The sequence below is a fragment of the Rhodococcus sp. P4_F5 genome, assembly GCF_056401315.1.
Window position 1 is genome coordinate 45,908 of sequence record NZ_JBFUJP010000007.1, and the last position, 19,915, is coordinate 65,822.

21 protein-coding genes are annotated in these 19,915 nt (G+C 70.0%); 1 reads left to right on the forward strand and 20 read right to left on the reverse strand.

Annotated elements, in window-relative coordinates:
- Positions 1–91: 91 nt before the first annotated feature.
- On the reverse strand, positions 92–868 hold the full coding sequence (locus tag AC1DU4_RS05750; RefSeq protein WP_477838097.1) for a VOC family protein: 777 nt from the start codon (positions 866–868) through the stop codon (positions 92–94).
- Between the two features lie 100 nt (positions 869–968).
- Here AC1DU4_RS05750 and AC1DU4_RS05755 point away from each other — a divergent pair, with 100 nt between their 5' ends.
- A complete protein-coding gene (locus AC1DU4_RS05755) occupies positions 969–2,552 on the forward strand; it encodes an APC family permease (RefSeq protein WP_477838098.1) in 1,584 nt (527 codons plus the stop codon).
- Positions 2,553–2,577: 25 nt separating this feature from the next.
- On the opposite strand, the gene AC1DU4_RS05760 is transcribed toward AC1DU4_RS05755, so the two are convergent.
- The 19 genes from AC1DU4_RS05760 to AC1DU4_RS05850 all read right to left on the reverse strand — a co-directional run bounded on the left by AC1DU4_RS05760 (position 2,578) and on the right by AC1DU4_RS05850 (position 19,894).
- On the reverse strand, positions 2,578–3,033 hold the full coding sequence (locus AC1DU4_RS05760; RefSeq protein ID WP_477838099.1) for a DUF350 domain-containing protein: 456 nt from the start codon (positions 3,031–3,033) through the stop codon (positions 2,578–2,580).
- A 37-nt stretch (positions 3,034–3,070) separates the two neighbouring features.
- Positions 3,071–4,237 (reverse strand): glutathionylspermidine synthase family protein, encoded by a 1,167-nt coding sequence (locus AC1DU4_RS05765; RefSeq protein ID WP_477838100.1) that lies wholly within the window; start codon positions 4,235–4,237, stop codon positions 3,071–3,073.
- Between the two features lies 1 nt (position 4,238).
- Positions 4,239–4,739 (reverse strand): hypothetical protein, encoded by a 501-nt coding sequence (locus AC1DU4_RS05770; RefSeq protein WP_477838151.1) that lies wholly within the window; start codon positions 4,737–4,739, stop codon positions 4,239–4,241.
- A 133-nt stretch (positions 4,740–4,872) separates the two neighbouring features.
- Positions 4,873–5,157 carry an acylphosphatase gene (locus AC1DU4_RS05775; protein ID WP_072846932.1) on the reverse strand — a complete coding sequence of 95 codons (285 nt, stop codon included), beginning with the start codon at positions 5,155–5,157 and terminating at the stop codon, positions 4,873–4,875.
- A 17-nt stretch (positions 5,158–5,174) separates the two neighbouring features.
- Positions 5,175–6,317, reverse strand: coding sequence for an SMP-30/gluconolactonase/LRE family protein (locus tag AC1DU4_RS05780; protein ID WP_477838101.1), 1,143 nt, complete (start codon positions 6,315–6,317; stop codon positions 5,175–5,177).
- 13 nt (positions 6,318–6,330) lie between these two features.
- Positions 6,331–6,774: an OsmC family protein gene (locus AC1DU4_RS05785; protein ID WP_477838102.1), complete on the reverse strand. Its 444-nt coding sequence runs from the start codon at positions 6,772–6,774 to the stop codon at positions 6,331–6,333.
- Complete coding sequence (locus AC1DU4_RS05790) at positions 6,767–8,224, reverse strand: alanine/glycine:cation symporter family protein (RefSeq protein WP_477838103.1); 1,458 nt, start codon at positions 8,222–8,224, stop codon at positions 6,767–6,769. The genes AC1DU4_RS05785 and AC1DU4_RS05790 overlap by 8 nt, the downstream gene beginning before the upstream one ends.
- A 169-nt stretch (positions 8,225–8,393) precedes the next feature.
- Positions 8,394–9,074 (reverse strand): response regulator, encoded by a 681-nt coding sequence (locus AC1DU4_RS05795; protein WP_477838104.1) that lies wholly within the window; start codon positions 9,072–9,074, stop codon positions 8,394–8,396.
- Entirely contained in the window at positions 9,071–11,596 is a 2,526-nt protein-coding gene (locus AC1DU4_RS05800) for a DUF4118 domain-containing protein (protein ID WP_477838105.1), read from the reverse strand. The genes AC1DU4_RS05795 and AC1DU4_RS05800 overlap by 4 nt, the downstream gene beginning before the upstream one ends.
- A gap of 7 nt (positions 11,597–11,603) precedes the next feature.
- The gene (locus AC1DU4_RS05805; RefSeq protein WP_477838106.1) at positions 11,604–12,254 is read right to left on the reverse strand and encodes a potassium-transporting ATPase subunit C; all 651 of its coding nucleotides are present in this window, start codon (positions 12,252–12,254) and stop codon (positions 11,604–11,606) included.
- Positions 12,255–12,260: 6 nt separating this feature from the next.
- Positions 12,261–14,375 (reverse strand): potassium-transporting ATPase subunit KdpB, encoded by a 2,115-nt coding sequence (gene kdpB, locus AC1DU4_RS05810; protein WP_477838107.1) that lies wholly within the window; start codon positions 14,373–14,375, stop codon positions 12,261–12,263.
- Positions 14,372–16,072 (reverse strand): potassium-transporting ATPase subunit KdpA, encoded by a 1,701-nt coding sequence (gene kdpA / locus AC1DU4_RS05815; protein WP_477838108.1) that lies wholly within the window; start codon positions 16,070–16,072, stop codon positions 14,372–14,374. The genes kdpB and kdpA overlap by 4 nt, the downstream gene beginning before the upstream one ends.
- 3 nt (positions 16,073–16,075) lie before the next feature.
- Complete coding sequence (gene kdpF / locus AC1DU4_RS05820) at positions 16,076–16,174, reverse strand: K(+)-transporting ATPase subunit F (protein WP_477838109.1); 99 nt, start codon at positions 16,172–16,174, stop codon at positions 16,076–16,078.
- The gene (locus AC1DU4_RS05825; RefSeq protein ID WP_477838110.1) at positions 16,171–16,308 is read right to left on the reverse strand and encodes a hypothetical protein; all 138 of its coding nucleotides are present in this window, start codon (positions 16,306–16,308) and stop codon (positions 16,171–16,173) included. Before AC1DU4_RS05825 ends, kdpF begins: the two co-directional genes overlap by 4 nt.
- Positions 16,309–16,598: 290 nt before the next feature.
- Positions 16,599–17,459 carry a bifunctional DNA-formamidopyrimidine glycosylase/DNA-(apurinic or apyrimidinic site) lyase gene (gene mutM, locus AC1DU4_RS05830; RefSeq protein ID WP_477838111.1) on the reverse strand — a complete coding sequence of 287 codons (861 nt, stop codon included), beginning with the start codon at positions 17,457–17,459 and terminating at the stop codon, positions 16,599–16,601.
- A 3-nt stretch (positions 17,460–17,462) separates the two neighbouring features.
- Complete coding sequence (gene rnc, locus AC1DU4_RS05835) at positions 17,463–18,227, reverse strand: ribonuclease III (protein WP_072844990.1); 765 nt, start codon at positions 18,225–18,227, stop codon at positions 17,463–17,465.
- A 7-nt stretch (positions 18,228–18,234) separates the two neighbouring features.
- Complete coding sequence (rpmF, locus tag AC1DU4_RS05840) at positions 18,235–18,417, reverse strand: 50S ribosomal protein L32 (protein WP_072844989.1); 183 nt, start codon at positions 18,415–18,417, stop codon at positions 18,235–18,237.
- Between the two features lie 2 nt (positions 18,418–18,419).
- Positions 18,420–19,034, reverse strand: a complete 615-nt coding sequence (locus AC1DU4_RS05845) for a YceD family protein (RefSeq protein ID WP_477838112.1) — start codon at positions 19,032–19,034, stop codon at positions 18,420–18,422.
- A gap of 95 nt (positions 19,035–19,129) precedes the next feature.
- Entirely contained in the window at positions 19,130–19,894 is a 765-nt protein-coding gene (locus tag AC1DU4_RS05850; protein WP_477838113.1) for a DivIVA domain-containing protein, read from the reverse strand.
- Positions 19,895–19,915: the final 21 nt, after the last annotated feature.

Here is a 19,915-nt window from a genome sequence, read left to right on the forward strand (position 1 = left end):
ACGTTACTGCACCGCACCGACCGACTCGCCAATTGATCGCCCCGACGGGGCGCACACCTCGGCGTGCACCCCGTCGGCGCGGGACCCGGCGCTACCCCTGCGCACCCGGCAGCGGGGAACCGACCGTGAACTTCGCACCGAACGGGTCGGTGACCTCCGCGGTCCGCCCGTACGGCATGTCCGTCGGGTCGCTCGAGGTACCCCCGGCGCCTCGGGCCGCGGCGACGGCCGCGTCCGTGTCGGCGACCTGAAACAGCGTGCCCCAGGCCGATGCGGGCGCGGCCGGGTCACCCATGATGCCGCCGATCTCGTGCCCGTCCGGTCTGCGCAGGAAGGTGAAGTCCATGCCGGGCAGGTCGTCGTTTCCGTCCAGCGTGAAGTCGAAGACCGTGGCGTAGAACTCACGTGCCGGGCCGGGGTCCGGCGTCACCAGGTCGTTGCGCAGCAGCGTGTTCGGCTCGTTCACCAGCTCGCAGCCGACGTGCGCCTGCCCCTGCCACAGCCCGAACTGTGCGCCGGACGGGTCCCGCACGATCGCCATCCGGCCCTGGCCCATCACATCCATCGGCTCCGCCAGGACGACGCCACCCGCGTCTGTGGATCGAGCGACCGTGACGTCCACGTCGTCGGTGGCCAGGTAGACGCTCCACCAGAACTCGGTCGCGCTCTCGTCGGGATTCGGCATCAGCGCGGCGACCCTCTTGCCCCGCAAGAGGCACATCGTGTACCTCCCGATCTCCTCCGGCCCGACGTCGAACTCCCACCCGAAGACCGCCCCGTAGAACGACATCGCTCGATCGAGGTCGGGTATGCCGAGGTCGATCCAGGTGGGGGTGCCAAGCGGTTGGTTCGTCGTGACGGCGCTCATCGCTACTCCTCAACTGTCGGGTACGAAGTTGACGCTAGCCCCTGCCCGCCCATCTGGACGCGGTACGCGTGCCCCCAGGCGCTGCACTACCCTCCCCCGAGTGATCGATGACGTGGCGACCAAATCCAAGGGGCTCCGGGCGGGGGCCCTGAGCCTGACCTCCAGCGTGGTGATCGGGGTGGCCTCGGCCGGTCCGGCGTACAGCATCGCGGCCACCCTCGGCCTCGTCGTCGCGGCGGTCGGGCTGCAGGCGCCCGTGGTCGCGCTGCTCGCCTTCGTGCCGATCCTGTTCGCCGCCTTCGGCTACAAGGAACTCAACGCCGCCGACCCGGACTGCGGGACCACCTTCGTCTGGGCGACGCGCGCATTCGGCCCCGCCTGGGGCTGGATGTCCGGCTGGGCGATCGTGGTCGCGGACGTCCTGGTGATGGCCAGCCTCGCGCAGGTCGCCGGCCAGTACACCTTCCTGCTCCTCGGCGCCGACGGCATCGGCGCGGACGCCACCAGTGTGTGGGTGCTGCTGCTCGGCGTGGTGTTCATGGTGGCCATGACCTACCTGTGTTTCCGCGGCATCGACGTCTCGGCGCGGGTCCAGTCGGTGTTGCTGACGATCGAGTTCGTCGCGCTCGTGATCTTCGCCGTGGTCGCCCTGGTCCGGGTGTGGCTGGGCAACGCAGGCGCGGCGGCCCTGACCCCCGAGTGGAGCTGGTTCAACCCGCTCGAGATCTCCTCGTTCTCCACGTTCGTCAACGCGATCCTGCTGATGGTGTTCATCTACTGGGGCTGGGACTCCGTCGTCTCGGTCAACGAGGAGACCGTCGACAGCCGCCGTACGCCGGGCCGGTCGGCGGTCATCTCCACGGTGGTGCTGGTCTCGCTCTACGTGCTGGTGACGGTGGCCGCGCAGTCGTTCGCCGGCGTCGGGACCGAAGGCACCGGCCTGGCCAACCCGGAACACTTCGACGACTTCTTCGCCGCGATCGGGACCGCGGTGTTCGGCGAGGGACTGCTCGGCCAGGTGCTCACCCACGTGCTGCTGCTGATGATCCTGACCTCCGCGGTCGCGTCCACCCAGACGACGATCCTGCCGACCGCCCGCACCACCCTGTCGATGGGGGTGTTCCGGGCGCTGCCCGACGCCTTCGCGCGGGTGCATCCGCGGTACCTCACCCCCACCGTCTCGACGCTCGCGATGGGCGCGGCCTCGGTGGCGCTGTACGTGGTCTTCAACTTCGTCTCGGCGGGCAACCTGATCTTCGACTCGGTCTCCGCCATCGGCATCGCGGTCGGCTTCTACTACGGGATGACGGCACTGGCCTGCGCCTGGCTCTACCGCGGCACCCTGCGCAGCAGCACCCGAAACCTGCTGCTGCGGGGGGTGTTCCCCCTCCTGGGCGGGGCGATGCTGCTGTTTGCGGCGGCCTGGACGGCCGTCACCTCGTTCGCCTCCGACGCCGGCGAGACCAGCTGGACCATGCCGTTCGCCCCGCACTGGCAGATCGGCGGCGTGTTCATCCTCGGCGTCGTCTCGATGCTGCTGGGACTGCCGCTGATGTGGTGGTGGCGGAGCCGGGACCGCACGTTCTTCGACGGCGAGACCGTCCCGCGCGGACTGCCCGCCCCCGCAGGACCGCTAGGCGGCTGCGCCGCTAGTGCGCGGTTATCGGGTCCCTGGACCCGGTAACCGCGCACGAGCACGTAGTGCCTGGTTACAGGATCGCGACCGCGACCACGAGACCCAGCGCCAGGTGGGCGGCCGCGACCACCAGCACCTCGGGGGTGAAGCGTTCCTCCGCCAGCACGGTGCCGATGTCGATGCCGGTGACCAGTTCCACCAGCCGCACGGAGACCACCTGTGCCGCAATGCCGACGAGGCCGAACACCAGCGTGTAGATCAGCCCCTCCGCCAGCTTCCCGGACGAGGCGTAGATGGCCAGCACCACGATCAGCGCCATGCTCACCATCCCGGACGCCGTCACGACCGCCGAGTTCGGCTTGCCCTCCCGAAGCATGGTGCGCAGCGGCCCCGGAGTCGACCAGTCGATCGCGTAGAAGCCCAGCACCATCAGGACCAGGCCGACGATGGCGTACAGCACGATGGCCGACACTCCCCGGCCCAGCTGGGACCAGTAGTCGGCGCTCAGGGCCACCACGGTCGTAGTCATGTCGTGCTCCGTTCGATGAGGTTCGGTGAGTGTGCGTTCACTGCTGCGGGATCCGGTGCGGCACGAAGGCCGCCCCGTCGTCGGTGACCAGTCCGGAGGTCTCCCGGATGCCCAGCCCGGCCGCCTCGTCGCCGACGATCCAGGCGCCGAGCGCCGGCCGCATGCCGTCGAATTCCGGTAGCGGATCGAGCAACTGGTAGACGAAGCCCTCCTCGCCGTAGATGCCGCCGGTGCTGGTGTCCATGCCCGCGCCGACGATCGAGACGTTGGCGCCCTCGCGGCCGAGCTTCGGCTTACGGACGTACTCGGTGAGTTCGTGGGGATCGTCGAGGTAGGCGGGCAGCAGGTTCGGGTGCCCGGGGTACATCCCCCAGAGCACCGCGAGGATGGCCTTGTTGCTCAGCAACGTCTTCCACAGCGGTTCGATCCACATGGTCTCGGGCATGAGTTCGACTGCGCGCTTGCCGAAGTCGTCGTCGAGCACCCACTCCCAGGGGTACAGCTTGAACAGCGTGGAGATCGGCGCCTCTTCGAGGTCGACGAAGCGGTGCAGGTCCGGGTCGAAGCCGATCTCCTCGATCGCCAGGGCCACGGTGTCGAGCCCGGCCTCCGCCGCGCACTCCTGCATGTAGGCGACGGTGACGTTGTCCTCGCCGCTGGCGTCGGCCGAGGACCACGAGAAGTGCATCTCGGCGCTGGGCAACTGGGCACGGATCGCGGCCCACCGCTCGACCAGCTTCTCGTGCAGCGAGTTCCACTGGTCGTCGCCGGGGTGGGTGTCGGTGAGCCAGTGCCACTGCAGGATCGAGGCCTCGAGCAGGGTGGTCGGGGTGTCCGCGTTGTACTCGAGCAGCTTGGCCGGCCGACGTCCGTCGTAGCGAAGGTCGAATCGGCCGTAGACGTGCGGGTCGCCGCGACGCCAGGACTCGGCGATCGGCCCCCAGGACCACTCGGGCAGGCCGAACTCGTGGTACCGCTCGGTGAGGATCACGTGCTCGACGGCGTTGAGGCACATCGAGTGCAGCAGTTCGACATCCGCCTCGAGCGCGAGGATCTCGTCCATCTCGAACTCGTAGTGCACCGACTCGTCCCAGTACGGGCGGTCGGTGCCGTCGGCCATCCGGGCGGGGGTGCCGTAGACCAGTCCCTGCGCGGTCACCTTCTCCTGCCACCCCGGTCGCGGGGTGCCACGTAGTCTGCGCATCTCAGCTCCCACCGCTTCCGGAGACCTTGCTGCCGAAGCCGCCTCGCTGAATTGTGGTGCCGGACTTGGTCTTGACGGTGGCTCCCTGTGGTTTGGCCGTGCTCCCGCCGGTGACGACGGTGCCGACGCCGGTGCCCTTGCCGCCGTAGTTGTAGCGGTAGGAGGACCCGGCGAAGATGAACAGGCCACCCACACCCGGGGAGCCGTTCGCGCAGTACTCCTCCGGGACCTCGACCTCGGTGTCCGGATTGACGCAGGTCGCGGTGACCGTGTCCGAGGACAGTGCGGTGTAGCCGAGCGCCACCAGCCCGACGACGCCGACCACGGCCACCCCGCCGATCATCGCCTTGCGGCGGGTGCGGCGGCGCTGCTCGTCCTTGGCCGCGGCCTCCGCGGCCTGGCGTTCGAGTTCCTCGCGCTCCTTGCGGGCCTTCTCCCGGGCGCGGGCCTCGCCGACCGTGGGCGGACGCGGCTGCGTCGCGCCGGGTTCCTGCCGACGGATCCGTCCGCCGCCCGGACGGGCCGGTGTCGCGCCCGGGGTGTCCGGCCGCTGCTCCTCCGGTCCCGAATTCCCCGGTTCTCCCCGCTCGGGTCCCACTGAGCCCTCCCCACCGTGTGACGTCATCGACCCGACCCTAGCGTTCGACGAATCCGACGAGCCCACCCGCCGCGTCCGACCAGCTCTCGACCACCAGGTCCACCCGGCCCGGCGTCGCGCCGGACCGCAGCAGCCCGAGCAGTCGCTCGCAGTCCGCACGCGGCCCCTCGGCGATCACCAGGACGCGGCCGTCCGGACGGTTCGTCGCGTGGCCGACCAGACCGAGCTCGAGCGCCCGGGACCTGGTCCACCACCGGAAACCGACGCCCTGCACCGACCCGTGGACCCAGGCGGTCAGGCGCGCGGGCGGTGTCGAGGGCATCGGGGTGTGTCCGGCGGTCAGCGGGTCGGCGGCACGAGCTTGCGCACCTTGCCGTCAAAACTGGTGGCGTACAACGCCGTCGGGTCCCATCCGTCACCGGCGCCGAAACGCACCGAGGACGGCATCGTGATGCCCGTGGCGATGTCGCACTGGTTCCCGCTGACCGGGTCGACGCGGACAACCTTGCCCGCGCCGTTGAGCGCGACGTACACGCTGCCGTCCTCGCCGACGGCCAGGTCGTCGGCGATGTTGGTGCGGCCGTCGCCGGGCAGCTTCACGGTCTGCGGCGCGGCGGTCAGGTCGGCGGCGTCGAGGACGTGCACGGCGCTGGTGGCGTCGAAGGAGGTGTCGACGACGACCTTGCCGTCGGCGGTGGCCGCGATGCCGTTGACGCTGCCGAGGTCGACGGACAGTCGCTCCGACTCGCCGCCGCCCGCGGGGATCCGGGTGATTCCGACGCTGTCGCCGAGCGCGGTGGTGGTGAGCAGGTCACCGTCGGCGAGCTGGGCCAGGCCGTTGGGCATGGTCAGTCCCTTGGCGAGGGTGGTCCGTTCGCCCGTGTCCAGGTTCACCGACTCGACGGTTCCGTTGGTCGCACCCATCAGGCCCGACATCGCGTTGTTGCCGGTGGTGAAGAGGGCCCTCGACCCGTCGACGACGATGCCGCCGGGGCTGTTCACGTCCTCGACCAGGTCGCCCTTCTCGCCCTTCGCCGTCAGGGTGCGCAGGGCTCCCCCGCCGCTGGGCGCGCCCTCCGAGAGCAGGATGTTGCCGCGGCCGTCGAAGGCCAGGTTCTCGAGCATCCCGAATCCGGAGGCCACGGTGCTCACCGTCCACGGCACGCACGCCGTCGGAGCGGGCGCGGGCTGCGTCGTGGCGGCGGGCGCAGTCGTCGTCGTGGGCACAGCCGTCGTCGTCGCGGGCACGGCCGTGGCGGCCGGCACGGGCGCCGGTGCGCCGACAGGCGCGGGAGCCGGTTCGGTCGTGGTCGTGGGCGCAACCGAAGACGGCTGCGCCGCAGCGGGATCGGCGACGGGAGGCACGGGGGCGGGGACGGCGGGGGCGGGCGGGACGGGCACCGGCTGGGCCCCGGCGAGCGGGGCACCGACGAGCGCGCCGGCGACCACGGCGCCGACCATCGCAACGCGGGTCAGAATCATGGCGCCTATTTGATCACGAATCGGTTTCCACCGTGAGGTCGACCACCGTTCCGGTTTTCAGGGTGCGGCCGACGGTGCAAACCTTGTCCACCGACTTGAGCACCACGGTGAGCAGACGCTCCTGCGCCTCGGCGTCGAGTTCGCTCAGATCCACCTCGAGCACCTCGTCCAGACGCGGGTACACCTCGTTCTCGCGGTCCGCGGCGCCCGAGACCCGCACGGTGGCGTCGTAGTTGTCGCCGAGCCGCCGGGAGAGCGGCATGTCCGAGCTCATCCCGGTGCACGCCGCCAGCGCGATCTTGAGGAGCTCGCCGGGCGTGAACACGCCCTCGACGGTCTCCGAACCGATCAGCACCTCCGCGCCCCGAGAGCTGCGCCCGGTGTAGCGACGGGTTCCGGTTCGCTCCACCCACAGCTCCGTGCCGGCCGACGTGGTCTGGGAATTCTGTTCAGCCATGCCGCAATCCTGCCATCCCGTCCCGGCGCTCCGGCCATGACGGGGTGTCCGTCCAGGCCTGGACGCCGACCAGGTCGGGCATGTCCCCACGGTGGAAGACGGGATCAAGGCCCTGCCTGCGCTGGTCCGTGTAGTGCTTCATCAGCCGGAACGCGATGACCGACAGCGGCGCGATCGCGATCAGGTTGATCATCGCCATGACGCCCATCGACAGGTCCGCGATGCTCCAGACCAGCGGCAGCGACCCGATGGCGCCGCCGAAGGCACAGAGCACCACCAGCGCACGGAAACCGTTCAGCGCCTTCGTCGACGGGGTGAGGAATCCGATGTTGGACTCGCCGTAGTAGTAGTTGCCGATCACCGAGGTGAAGGCGAGGAAGAAGATCGCGACCGTCAGGAAGTGGATCGTCCACGTGCCCAGGTGTTCCGCGAGCGCGATCTGCGTGAGCGAGGCACCCGACGCGCTGCCGTAGTCGGGGTCGGCGAGCAGGATGACGAACGCGGTGGTGGTGCAGACCAGCAGGGTGTCGAAGTACACCCCGAGGCTCTGCACCAGGCCCTGCTTGACCGGATGCGAGACCGATGCCGTCGCACCGGCGTTCGGCGCCGAGCCCATGCCGGCCTCGTTGGAGAAGAGCCCGCGCCGGATCCCCTGCATGATCGCAACGCCGATGCCGCCGCCGACCGCTTCCTGGAGTCCGAAGGCGTTCTGCACGATCACGTTCAGCATCTCCGGCACCCGGTCGATGTTCAGCAGGACCACGGTCAGGCCGAGCAGCAGGTAGGCGCCGGCCACGATCGGGACGACGACCTGCGAGACCGACGAGATGCGGCGCACCCCACCGAAGATCACCGCGGCGGTGAGCAGCGCGACGACCACCCCGACGATCACCTTGACCGAGTCCCCGCCTGTGCCGACCGAGGTGGAGACGGCGTCGGCGATCGAGTTGGACTGCACGGCGACGAACACGAAGCCGTAGGTCACCGTGATCACCACCGCGAAGATGACGCCCATCCACCGCTTGCCCAGGCCGTACTGCATGTAATAGGCCGGCCCGCCGCGGTAGCTGTCCTTGTCCGGCACCTTGTACAGCTGCCCGAGCGTGGACTCGACGAACGACGTCGCGCCGCCGACGATCGCCATCACCCACATCCAGAAGACCGCGCCCGGCCCGCCGATGCTGATCGCGATGGCCACGCCCGCGATGTTCCCGGTGCCGACCCGGGAGGCCGCCGAGATGGAGAACGCGCGGAAGGCCGAGATGCCGGGCGTGCCGTCCTCGAGGTCGTCCGGCTTGTCGGTGATGACGCGGAACATCTCGCGCAGCAGTCGGACCTGGACGAAACGTGTCCGGAACGAGAAGTACAGTCCCAGGCCAACCAGCAGCGCGATGATCAGGTACCAGAACCTGCCGTTGACGTCGGTGACGAGCTCGGTGGCCCTGTCCATGGTGATCCTTCTCGGGTCGCGGCAGCACGGTTCGTGCAAGCGAGGATCATGACGTACCGGGCGCCGCCGCCGCAAATGAACCGCTAACGGCGCGGTGTCCACAATCACCCCGGTCGGAAACCTGTGGGCCGGCTCACCGGCCCCGGGGATCGCCGGACCCCGCCGGACCTCATTCCTGGAACCGGTAGCCCATCCCGGCCTCGGTGATCAGGTGTCGCGGACGGGACGGGTCGTCCTCGAGCTTGCGCCGCAACTGCGCGAGGTAGACCCGGAGGTAGTGGGTCTCGGTCGCGTACGACGGCCCCCAGACCTCGCGGAGCAACTCCTTCTGCCCCACCAGCTTTCCCCTGTTACGCACCAGCATCTCGAGCATCCCCCACTCGGTGGGCGTCAGATGCACCTCCGCGCCGGCCTTCGTCACCTTCTTCGCCGCCAGGTCGACCGTGAAGGAGTCGGTTGCCACGACGGGCTCGCCCGGGTCGGCGGCGGCGGAGTTCCGGCGCACCGCGGCGCGCAACCGGGCCAGGAACTCGTCCATCCCGAAGGGCTTGGTGACGTAGTCGTCCGCCCCCGCGTCCAGGGCGGCGACCTTGTCCGCGGAGTCGGTCCGCGCGGAGAGCACGATGACCGGCGCCGTGGACCAGCCGCGCAGGCCCGCCAGCACCTCGATCCCGTCCATGTCCGGCAGGCCCAGGTCCAGCACGATCACCTCGGGATGACGCTCCGCCGCGGCCCGCAGAGCCGCGGCCCCGTTCGCGGCGGTCGTCACCTCGTATCCGCGCACGGTCAGATTGATCCGCAACGCCCGCAGGATCTGCGGTTCGTCGTCGATCACCAGCACCCTTGTCACACAGCCACCTTCCCGATCCCTGCCAAGTCCACCACCATCGTCAACCCGCCACCCGGGGTGTCGGTTGCGCTGACCGTGCCGCCCATCGCCTCGACGAAGCCGCGAACCACCGCGAGCCCCAGCCCCACGCCGGTGGACATGTCCCGGTCGCCGAGGCGCTGGAAGGAGTCGAAGATCTGGTCCTCCGCTCCCCTGGCGATGCCCGGTCCGCTGTCCGCGACCGTGATGAGGACCCGGTTCTTGACCGGCGCCGCGGCGATCCGGACCGCACCGTCGGGCGCGTACCGCAGCGCGTTGTCCACCAGGTTGGCCAGCACTCGTTCGAGCAGGCCGCTGTCGGCGAGTACCGCGTTCCCGCCGACATCGACGTGCACGCGGTCGCGACCGGCCCGTCCGAACCCGGGGGTCCCGACGCCGACGCCGACCAGCGCCCGGTGCACCACCTCCTCGAGGTAGACCGGCCGCAGCGTCGGCCGGATCACGCCCGCCGCCAGTCGCGACGAGTCGAGCAGGTTGCCGACCAGATTGGTCAGCTGGTCCGTCGACTCCTCCACCGTGGCCAGCAGTTCGGCCGTGTCCTCGGGCGAGAACTCCACGTCGTCGCTGCGCAGGCTCGACACCGCGGCCTTGACCGCGGCCAGCGGGGTCCGCAGGTCGTGGCTGACCGCGGAGAGCAGCGAACGCCGCAGCCGGTCGGCCTCGGCCAGTGCCTGCGCCTGACTGGCCTCCTCGGCCAGCTCGCGCTGCCGGATCAACCCGACCGCCTGGTTGGCGACCGCGAGCAGCACCCGTCGATCGCGCGCGTGCAGCTCGTCGCCGCGCAGCGCCAGTGCGTACTCCCCGTCGTTCACCTCGCAGACGGTGTCCGCGTCCTCAACCGACGACGGCGCCTCCGCACCCACCGAGCTCACCACACCGATCCCGCGGCGGATCATGCTCACGGACCGCTGTCCGTACGTCTCGCTCACCTTCTCCAGCAGGGCCTGCAGGTCGGCCCCGCGGAGCACCGACCCGGCGAACAGGGCCAGCAGCTCCGCTTCCTGCGAGGCCCGGCGCGCCTCCCGCGCCCGCTCCGCCGCCGCGTCGACGAGCACCGCCACCGCGACAGCGATCACCAGGAGAACGACCGTGGTGATGAAGTTGTCCGGCTCGGCGATGGTGAAGCTCCGCACCGGCGGGGTGAAGAAGTAGTTGAGCAGCAGGCCCGAGATCAGCGCGGACAGCGCGGCGGGCGCCACACCACCGAGCAACGCGACGAGCAGGACCACGATGAAGAAGAGCGCGCTCTCCCCGCCGACGTCGAACCTGCTGTTGACCAGCCACATGATCAGCGCCGCGACCGACGGGACCAGCACCGCCGCGATCCAGGCGAGCAGCCGGCGCGGCGGCGAACCGGTCGGCAGCCACCGGCGGGGCCTGCTCGACTCGCCGTGGGTGACCATGTGCACGTCGATCGAACCCGACTGCTGCACGACGGCGGCACCGATGCCCTCGTCGAAGATCCGCGCCCACCGCGAGCGCCTCGACGTCCCCAGGACCAGCTGGGTGGCGTTGGAGGCCCGGGCGAACTCGAGCAGCGTCGAGGGGACGTCGTCCCCGACCACGCTGTGCAGGCTCGCGCCGATGCTCGCGGCGAGCTTGCGCACCTTCCCCATCTCCGGCGCGGACACGCCGGCGAGGCCGTCGCCGCGCACCACGTGCACGACGATCAGCTCCGCACTCGACCGCGACGCGATCCGACTGGCGCGCCGCACCAGCGTCTCCGATTCAGCGCCGCCGGTCACCGCCACGACCACCCGCTCCCTGGCCTCCCAGGTGTCGGTGATCTCGTTCTCCGCCCGGTACTTCGCCAGCGCCGCGTCGACCTGGTCGGCCACCCACAGCAGCGCAATCTCCCGCAGTGCGGTGAGGTTGCCGCGCCGGAAGTAGTTGCTCAGTGCGGCGTCGACCTTCTCGGCGGCGTAGATGTTGCCGTGGGAAAGCCTGCGGCGCAGTGCCTCCGGCGTGATGTCGACGAGCTCGACCTGGGTGGCAGCGCGCACCACCTCGTCCGGCACCGTCTCCTGCTGGACGACCCCGGTGATCTGCTCGACCACGTCGTTCAAGCTCTCGAGGTGCTGGACGTTCAGCGTGGTCAGCACGTCGATGCCGGCGGCGAGGAGCTGTTCGACGTCCTGCCAACGCTTCTCGTTGCGGCTGCCCGGCGTGTTGGTGTGCGCGAGCTCGTCGACGAGGACCAGGGCCGGCCTGCGCCGCAGCACCGCCTCCACGTCGAGCTCGGCCCCGGTGGTACCCCGGTACGCGATCAACAACGGCGGGATGACCTCCAGGTCACCGAGTTGCGCGGCGGTGCGGGCGCGGCCGTGGGTCTCCACCACGGCCGCGACCACGTCGGTGCCCCGTTCCCGGCGCCGGTGCGCCTCGCCCAGCATCGCAAAGGTCTTGCCGACGCCGGGCGCCGCGCCCAGGTAGATACGCAGTTCCCCGCGCCCGCGGTCGCCCCCGCGCTCGGTACCACTCACCCGGCCATCATCCACCAGCAGTCGACTCGCCGCACGAAGGTGCCGTGAGACCGAGCGCGAGGTTCAGCTCGAGCACGTTGACCCGCGGCGACCCCAGCACCCCGAACTGGCGGCCCTCGGTGTGCTCGTCGACCAGCCGGCGAACCGCGTCCTCGGACATCGCGTTGACCACCGCCACCCGGCGCACCTGCAGCTGCGCGTACTCGGGACTGATGTCCGGGTCGATCCCGGAGCCGGAGCCCGTGACCGCGTCGACCGGGACGGACGACGGCGGCACCGACTCGCGGTCGGCGATCGCCGCGCGACGCTGGTCGACGAACGACGCCAGCAGCTCCGAGCTCGGGCCCTGGTTGGTCGGCAGCGCCGCCGCCGGGTCGCCGGGCGCGAAGGCGTCCTCGTCGGCCACCGAACCGGTCACCCGGTTGTGGAAGAACGGGTCCGGGGCGCCGGCTGGCACCTGCGGGTCCACGCCCACCAGTGAGCTGCCGACGACGCAGCCGTTGGCGTCGCGCAGCGCCGAGCCCTCCGCGGACCCCGCGCCGAGCTGGCCGATGCCCCACACCGCCGCGGGGTACAGCACCCCGACGAAGGCGGTCAGCGCCAGCAGCACCAGCAGTCCCGCCCACACCTGCCGGAGCATTCCGATAGTGAATCGCATTACAGCTCACCCAATCCCAGGGACAAGTCGAACAACGAGGTCGATCAGCCAGATGCCGACGAAGGGCGTGACGATCCCGCCCAGTCCGTAGATCAGCAGGTTCCGTCCCAGCAGCGCCGACGCCGTGGACGGCCGGTACCGGACGCCCTTGAGCGCCAACGGGATCAGCGCGACGATCACCAGGGCGTTGAAGATCACCGCGGACACGATCGCGGACTGCGGCGTCGCCAGCCGCATGATGTTCAGGGCGTCGAGCTGCGGGTAGATCCCACTGAACAGCGCGGGCAGGATCGCGAAGTACTTGGCCAGGTCGTTGGCCAGCGAGAAGGTGGTCAGCGCCCCGCGGGTGATCAGCAACTGCTTGCCGATCTCCACCACCTCGATCAGCTTCGTGGGGTCGGAGTCCAGGTCCACCATGTTGCCGGCCTCCTTGGCCGCCGACGTCCCGGTGTTCATCGCGACGCCGACGTCCGCCTGCGCCAGCGCGGGGGCGTCGTTGGTGCCGTCCCCGGTCATCGCGACCAGCCGGCCACCCTCCTGTTCCTTCCGGATCAGCTCGAGCTTGTCCTCCGGGGTGGCCTCGGCCATGAAGTCGTCGACGCCGGCCTCGGCCGCGATCGCCTTGGCGGTCAACGGGTTGTCGCCGGTGATCATCACGGTGCGGATGCCCATGGCCCGCAGCTCGGCGAACCGCTCGGCGATACCCGGCTTGACCACGTCGGAGAGCGCGATGACGCCCAGTACCCGCGCGCCGTCCCGGCCGTCGACCGCCACCACCAGCGGGGTGCCGCCGCCGTGCGCGATCTCGTCGACGGCGGCACCGACCGCCGGGTCCGCCACACCGCCGGCGGCCCGAACCCAGGCGAGCACCGAGTCGGTGGCGCCCTTGCGGATCCGCTCGCCCGCCATGTCCAGTCCGCTCATCCGTGTCTGCGCGGTGAAGGGCACGAACTCGGCGGCCTTCTCCGCCTCGCTCGGCTCGGTGGCGAGACCGAAGTCACGGGCAACCAGCTCGACGATGCTGCGACCCTCGGGGGTGCCGTCGGCCAGGCTGGAGAGCCGCGCCGCGGCGGCGAGCTCGGGCGCACTCACTCCCGGCGCCGGGTGCAGCGCGGTCGCCTGCCGGTTGCCGAAGGTGATGGTGCCGGTCTTGTCCATCAGCAGGGTGTCGATGTCGCCGGCGGCCTCGACCGCACGGCCGGACATGGCGAGGACGTTGCGCTGCACCAGCCGGTCCATGCCCGCGATGCCGATTGCGGAGAGCAGCGCGCCGATCGTGGTCGGGATCAGGCAGACCAGCAGCGCGATCAGCTTGACCGGGTCCTGTTCCTGGCCGGCGTAGAGCCCCATCGGGCCCACCGCGACCACGGCCAGCAGGAAGATCACGGTCAACGACGCGAGCAGGATGTTCAGGGCGATCTCGTTGGGCGTCTTCTGCCGGGAGGCGCCCTCGACGAGGGCGATCATCCTGTCCACGAACGACTGTCCGGGTGCGGCGGTGATCTGGACGACGATCCGGTCGGAGAGCACGATGGTGCCGCCGGTGACGGCACACCGGTCGCCGCCGGACTCCCGGACGACCGGCGCGGACTCGCCGGTGATGGCCGACTCGTCCACGGTCGCGATGCCCTCGACGACGTCGCCGTCGCCGGGGATCACCTCGCCGGCCACCACCACCACGCGGTCACCGACGACCAGTTCGGTCCCGGGCACCGACTCGACCGACCCGCTGTCGGTGATCCGATGGGCGACGGTGTCCTGCTTCACCTTCCGCAGGCTTGCGGCCTGCGCCTTGCCGCGGCCCTCGGCCACCGACTCGGCGAGGTTCGCGAACAGCACGGTGAACCAGAGCCATGCCGCGACCAGCCACGCGAACAGCGACGGATCCACCGCCGCCATCACGGTGGTGACCACCGATCCGACGAACACGACGAACATCACCGGGTTGCGGGCCTGGTGCCGTGGGGTGAGCTTGCGGCAGGCGCCCGGCAGGGCGGTCCACAACTGCCTGGGGCTGAAGATTCCGGCCTTGACCGGCCGTGGGCCGTGCCCGTGGTCGTCGACCGGGTCGGGCGCCGCGACCGCGTCGCGCGGGTCGGCGAGGGTGGTGTGCGCACTCATTGCAGTGCCTCCGCGATCGGGCCCAGCGCGAGGGCCGGGAAGAAGGTCAGCGCCGCGACGAGAACCGCGGTGCCGGTGAGCAGTCCGGCGAACATCGGGCCGGCGGTCGGCAGGGTGCCGGCGCCGGGTGTCGACTTCTTCTGCGACGCCAGCGATCCGGCGAGGGCGAGCACGAAGATGATCGGCAGGAACCGACCGAAGAGCATGCAGAGGCCGAGTGAGGCCTGGAACCAGTCGCTGGTGACGGTCAGCCCGCCGAAGGCGCTGCCGTTGTTGTTCGAGGCCGAGGCGTAGGCGTAGAGGACCTCGCTGAAGCCGTGGATGGACCCGGGGCTGCCCGTCGGGCCGCTGTTGCCGAGGAATCCGGTGGTGGCGGACAGGATCACGGTGATTCCGGTGCCGATCAGCACCAGCGCCGGCATCACCAGCACCGACAGTGCGGCCAGCGTGATCTCCCTTTTGCCGAGCTTCTTGCCGAGGAACTCGGGAGTCCGTCCGACGAGCAGCCCGCCGACGAACACCGCGACCACTGCGAGGACGAGGATGCCGTAGAGGCCGGTCCCGACGCCGCCGGGCGCGATCTCGCCGAGCAGCATGTTCAGGATCAGCGCCCCGCCACCGAGCGGCGAGAAGCTGTCGTGTGCCGCGTTCACGGCGCCCGTCGAGGTACCGGTGGTGCTCACCGCGAACAGCACGGACCCGGGGATCCCGAACCGGACCTCCTTGCCCTCCATCATGGCGCCGGCCGCAGTGGCGGCGACGCCGCGCTGACCGGACTCCGCAGCGAGGGTGACGGCGAGCAGCGAACCCCACAGGACCCCCATCACCGCGAGCACGGTCAGGCCCTGCTTCCGGCTGCCGACCATGGTGCCGAAGGTGCGGGTCAGGCTGACCGGGATCAGCAGGATCGCGACGATCTCCACGACGTTGGACAGCGGTGTCGGGTTCTCGAAGGGGTGCGCCGAGTTGGCCGCGAGGATGCCGCCGCCGTTGGTGCCGAGTTCCTTGATCGCCTCCTGGGAGGCCACCGGTGCGAGGGCGTTGGTGACCGAGCTGCCGTCGAGGCCGGTGGACGAGAACCCGCTGTGGAACGACTGGATCACGCCCTGGCTCAACAGGATCAGCGCGATGACGAACGCGAACGGCAGCAGGATCCGGAGCGTGCCGCGGGTCAGGTCCACCCAGAAGTTGCCGACCTCACCGCCACGGGAGACCCGCACGAAGCCGCGGATCAGCGCCACCGCGACGGCCATGCCCACGGCCGCGGAGACGAAGTTCTGCACGGCCAGGCCGAGCGCCTGGGTGAGGTGGCTCATCGTGGTCTCGGGCGTGTACGACTGCCAGTTGGTGTTGGTGACGAACGAGACCGCGGTGTTGAACGCGACCGCCGGGCTCACCCCGGACAGTTCGCCGCCGAGCGGCAGCACCCCCTGGATGCGTTGCAGCAGATAGAGGAACAGGACCCCGGCGGCGGAGAAGCCGAGCAGGCTTGCCGCGTAGCCGTACCAGGTCTGTTCGGTGCGCGCGTTGATCCGGCAGAGTCGGTAGAGCACCTTCTCCACCCGCAGGTCCCCGGAACGCAGGTCGGTGTCGGTCGTGTAGACCTTCGCCATGTAGTCACCGACGGGGACGTACAAGATCGCGAGTACGGCGAGTACCAGCGCGATCTGCAGCCCCGCCGCGAGTGCGGGATTCATGTGTCAGAACCTCTCGGGATCGAGAAGTGCGACGAGCAGGTAGACCACGAGCGCGGCCGCGAGAACGACCAGCACCACGCTGAGGGTCCCGGCGGCGGTCAACGGTTCCCCCTGCTCCCGAGACCACGGCTCTTCGGGCCGGCGCTCTTCAGGGCGCTGCCCTGCAGTCCGCGCAGCACCAGCGCGCACGCGCTGAAGCCACCGACGATCAGTACCACGTAGGCCAGATCAGCCATCACGCATCCTCTTCGACACAGTTCACTGCCGCCGTCCGTCGGCGGGCCACAGTGCACAGTGCTCCTGATACCGACCCGTCGGTGACTTCCTTACGGCTCACTGACGCCGTGACCTGGCGCGTTGATGCGATCTTTACGTGGGCGGCTCGGTCAGGTCCGTTGCCCCGGCCTGCGCGACCGGCTCGGAGACCTGCTGTTCTCGTTTCGTCAGGCGAAATGCGGCCGCGGACGACGGCACGTCCGGCGGGTGCTCGTCCCGGACGGTGCGCCGGGAGACTCGGCGAGGACCGCTATCGGCCTCGCGGTCGCGGCTGACACTTCGGGCAGCTGTACGACGACCGATTCATGAACTTCTCGCGCCGGATCGGGGCGCCGCACCGCGGGCAGGGCCGGTCCTCGCGGCCGTAGGCGGACAGCGACCGGTCGAAGTAGCCGGACTCACCGTTGACGTTGACGTACAACGCGTCGAACGAGGTGCCGCCCTGGGCCAGCGCCTCACTCATCACCTCGGTGACCGAGTCCAGCAGCAGCCGCAACTGCGGACGGGTCAAGCGGTCCGCGGGGCGATTGCCGTGGATCTTGCTGCGCCACAACGCTTCGTCGGCATAGATGTTGCCCACCCCGGAGAGCACCGTCTGGTCCAGGATCACCCTTTTGATCTCGGATCCCTTCGCCCGGATCGCGGCAACGACCGACTCCGCGTCGAACAACGGGTCCAGCGGGTCGCGCGCGATGTGGGCCACCGGTTCGGGCAGTGCCGTCCCGTCCACCTCGACGATCGGTGCCAACGCCCAGCCGCCGAAGGTGCGCTGGTCCACGAACCGCAACTGCGACCCGCTGTCCAGGTCCGCCAGGATGCGCAGGTGCTTCTCGCGTGGCGCGGCCGGCGGCTGCACCAGCATCTGCCCGCTCATCCCGAGGTGCACCACCACGGCGAGGTCGCCGGGCGCGAGTTCGAGCCAGAGGTACTTGCCTCGACGCCGCGCCGCGGCGACCGACAGGCCCGCGAGTTGGGCGGCCAGGTCGGCGCCGCCGAGCAGGTGCCGTCGGACCGCGCGGGGATGCAGCACCTCGACGGCGTCGATGCGGGAACCGACGACGTGTGTGTCGAGCCCGCGCCGGACCACCTCGACCTCAGGCAGTTCGGGCACGAGCTAGTCGCCGGTGCCCGCGTCGCCGGGCTTGGGGTCGCTGTCGGAGAGGGCCTGCCAGGCGAGCGCGGCAGCCTTCTGTTCGGCTTCCTTCTTGGACCGGCCTACCCCGACGCCCAGTGCCGCACCCGCGATCATCACGGTGGCGGTGAACTCCTTGTCGTGATCGGGTCCGGTCGCGGTGATCTCGTAGGCGGGCACTCCGTGTCCCCGCTCCGCCGTGATCTCCTGCAGGCTGGTCTTCCAGTCGAGACCGGCACCGAGCTTCGGCGCCCGCTCGAGCAGTCCGGCGAACAGGTTCAGCACCACGCTGCGCGCAACGTCGATGCCGTGCTGCAGGTGCACCGCGCCGAGCAGCGACTCCATTCCGTCGGCGAGGATGCTGGGCTTGTCCCGCCCACCGGTCATCTCCTCGCCCTTGCCGAGCAGCAGGTGCGCGCCGAGGCCACCGTCGCCCAACTCCCGCGCGACCTCCGCGAGTGCGTGCATGTTCACAATGCTGGCGCGAATCTTCGCCAGCTCTCCCTCGGACTTGTCCGGGTGGGAGACGTAGAGGTTCTCGGTGATGGTCAGGCCCAACACCGAGTCACCGAGGAACTCGAGCCGTTCGTTGGTCGGCAACCCACCGTTCTCGTACGCGTACGAGCGATGCGTCAACGACAGCGTCAGCAGCGGTTCTTCCAGGACAACGCCAAGAGCGGCGAGGAGGGATGCATGTTTCCCCTCCTCGCCGCCGGCGGGAGCACTCTTGCTCGTACTGCTCGTCACTGCGCGACTAGACCGCAGCGGTGACCTGACGACCCTTGTAGGTTCCACAGGCCGGGCACGCGATGTGCGGCAGGGTCTTCTCACCGCAGCTGCGGTTCGCGCACGTGATGAGGGTCGGCGCGGTGGCCTTCCACTGGCTGCGACGCGACCGGGTGTTGGACCGCGACATTCTGCGCTTGGGGACAGCCACTTCTACTTCTCCTCGGCTTCGGTGTTCACTCGACTCTTGCTGGACTGGGATGCTGCATCAGCGTCGACTTTCCCCGCGAGGGCAGCCCAGCGAGGATCCAGTATCTCATGCCCATGCCCTGATTCTGCAATCGCCAGGCGGACCCCACATTCGGGGCACAAACCCTGGCAGTCTTCGCTGCACAATGGCTGCAGCGGAAGTTCTAGTCCGGCGGCGTTGACGATCGCCGGCTCCAAGTCGACGAGGTCGTCGACGATCCGGTACACCTCGTCCTCTTCCGTCGTCTCCTCGGTGGCGCTGTTCGGGTAGGCGAACAGCTCCGTGAGGTAGATGTCGAGCTCACCGGTGAACGGCTCGAGGCACCGCGAGCACTCGCCTTCGGTGTCCGCCCGGACGGTGCCGGTGACCAGCACGCCCTCGGAGACGGCCTCGAGGCGCGCGTCCAGTTCCACCTCGGCACCGACCGGGACCGCGACGAGGTCGAGGCCGATCCGGGACTTGGCGGGCACCGACCTGGTCAACGTCCGCGTCGACCCCGGCCGACGGCCGAGAGAGCGGACGTCCAACACGAAACCGCCGTCGTGCAGACGGGGCGAGCCGGAACTGTGGGAGGACACGCAACACTCTTTCGTCGTCTAACCAACCGGAATGGGCAACCACTCAACGGTACGCGATGGGGCGCCTGCAGGGGAAATCGTGTCCGGCCGGGCGGCTACCGGCGACGCTCGGAAGGGCGCTCGTCGGGCTCGTCGTAGGTCGGGATGCCGGTCCCGGTCCGCAGCTGCTGACGGCCCCGGCCCACCGAGCGGACGGTGCCGGTGAGGAACTCCTCGAACTCCGCCAGCTTGGTGTCGACGTACAGGTCGCAGTCCCCGCGGAGCCGGTCGGACTCGGCGTGCGCCGCGTCGATCACCCGGGCGGACTCGGCGTGCGCCGCCTTGACCACCTCGGTGTCCGAGACCAGGCGCTCCTGCTCCGCGCGACCGTCCGCGACGGACCGCTCCTGCGAGGACCGGCCGGACTCGATCATCCGTTCCGCCTCCGCGGCGGCCCGCGAGGTCAGGGTGTCGTACTCGTGCTGGCCGTCGGCAACGGTCCGGTCCGCGTCCTCGCGGGCGTCGCCGACGAGCTGCTCGGCGTGCGCCTGCGCCTCGGCGACCATCCGGTCCGCCTTGGCCTTGGCGTCGGCGAGGATCCGGTCCGCGTCGGCGCGGGCGTCGGCCAGCGTGGTGTGGGCCTCCTCGTTGGCGGACGAGACCGTCTGTTCGGCATTGGCCCGGGCGTCGCCGACCAGCTTGTCGCGGTGGTCGAGCACGTCCTGCGCGTCGTCGAGCTCCCCGGGGATGGCGTCGCGCACGTCGTCGAGGAGTTCGAGCATGTCGCCGCGCGGGACGACGCAGCCCGCCGTCATCGGCACCCCGCGCGCCTCTTCCACGATCGCAACGAGCTCGTCGAGCGCCTCGAATACCCGGTACACGCCTAACCCCAATTCCCGACG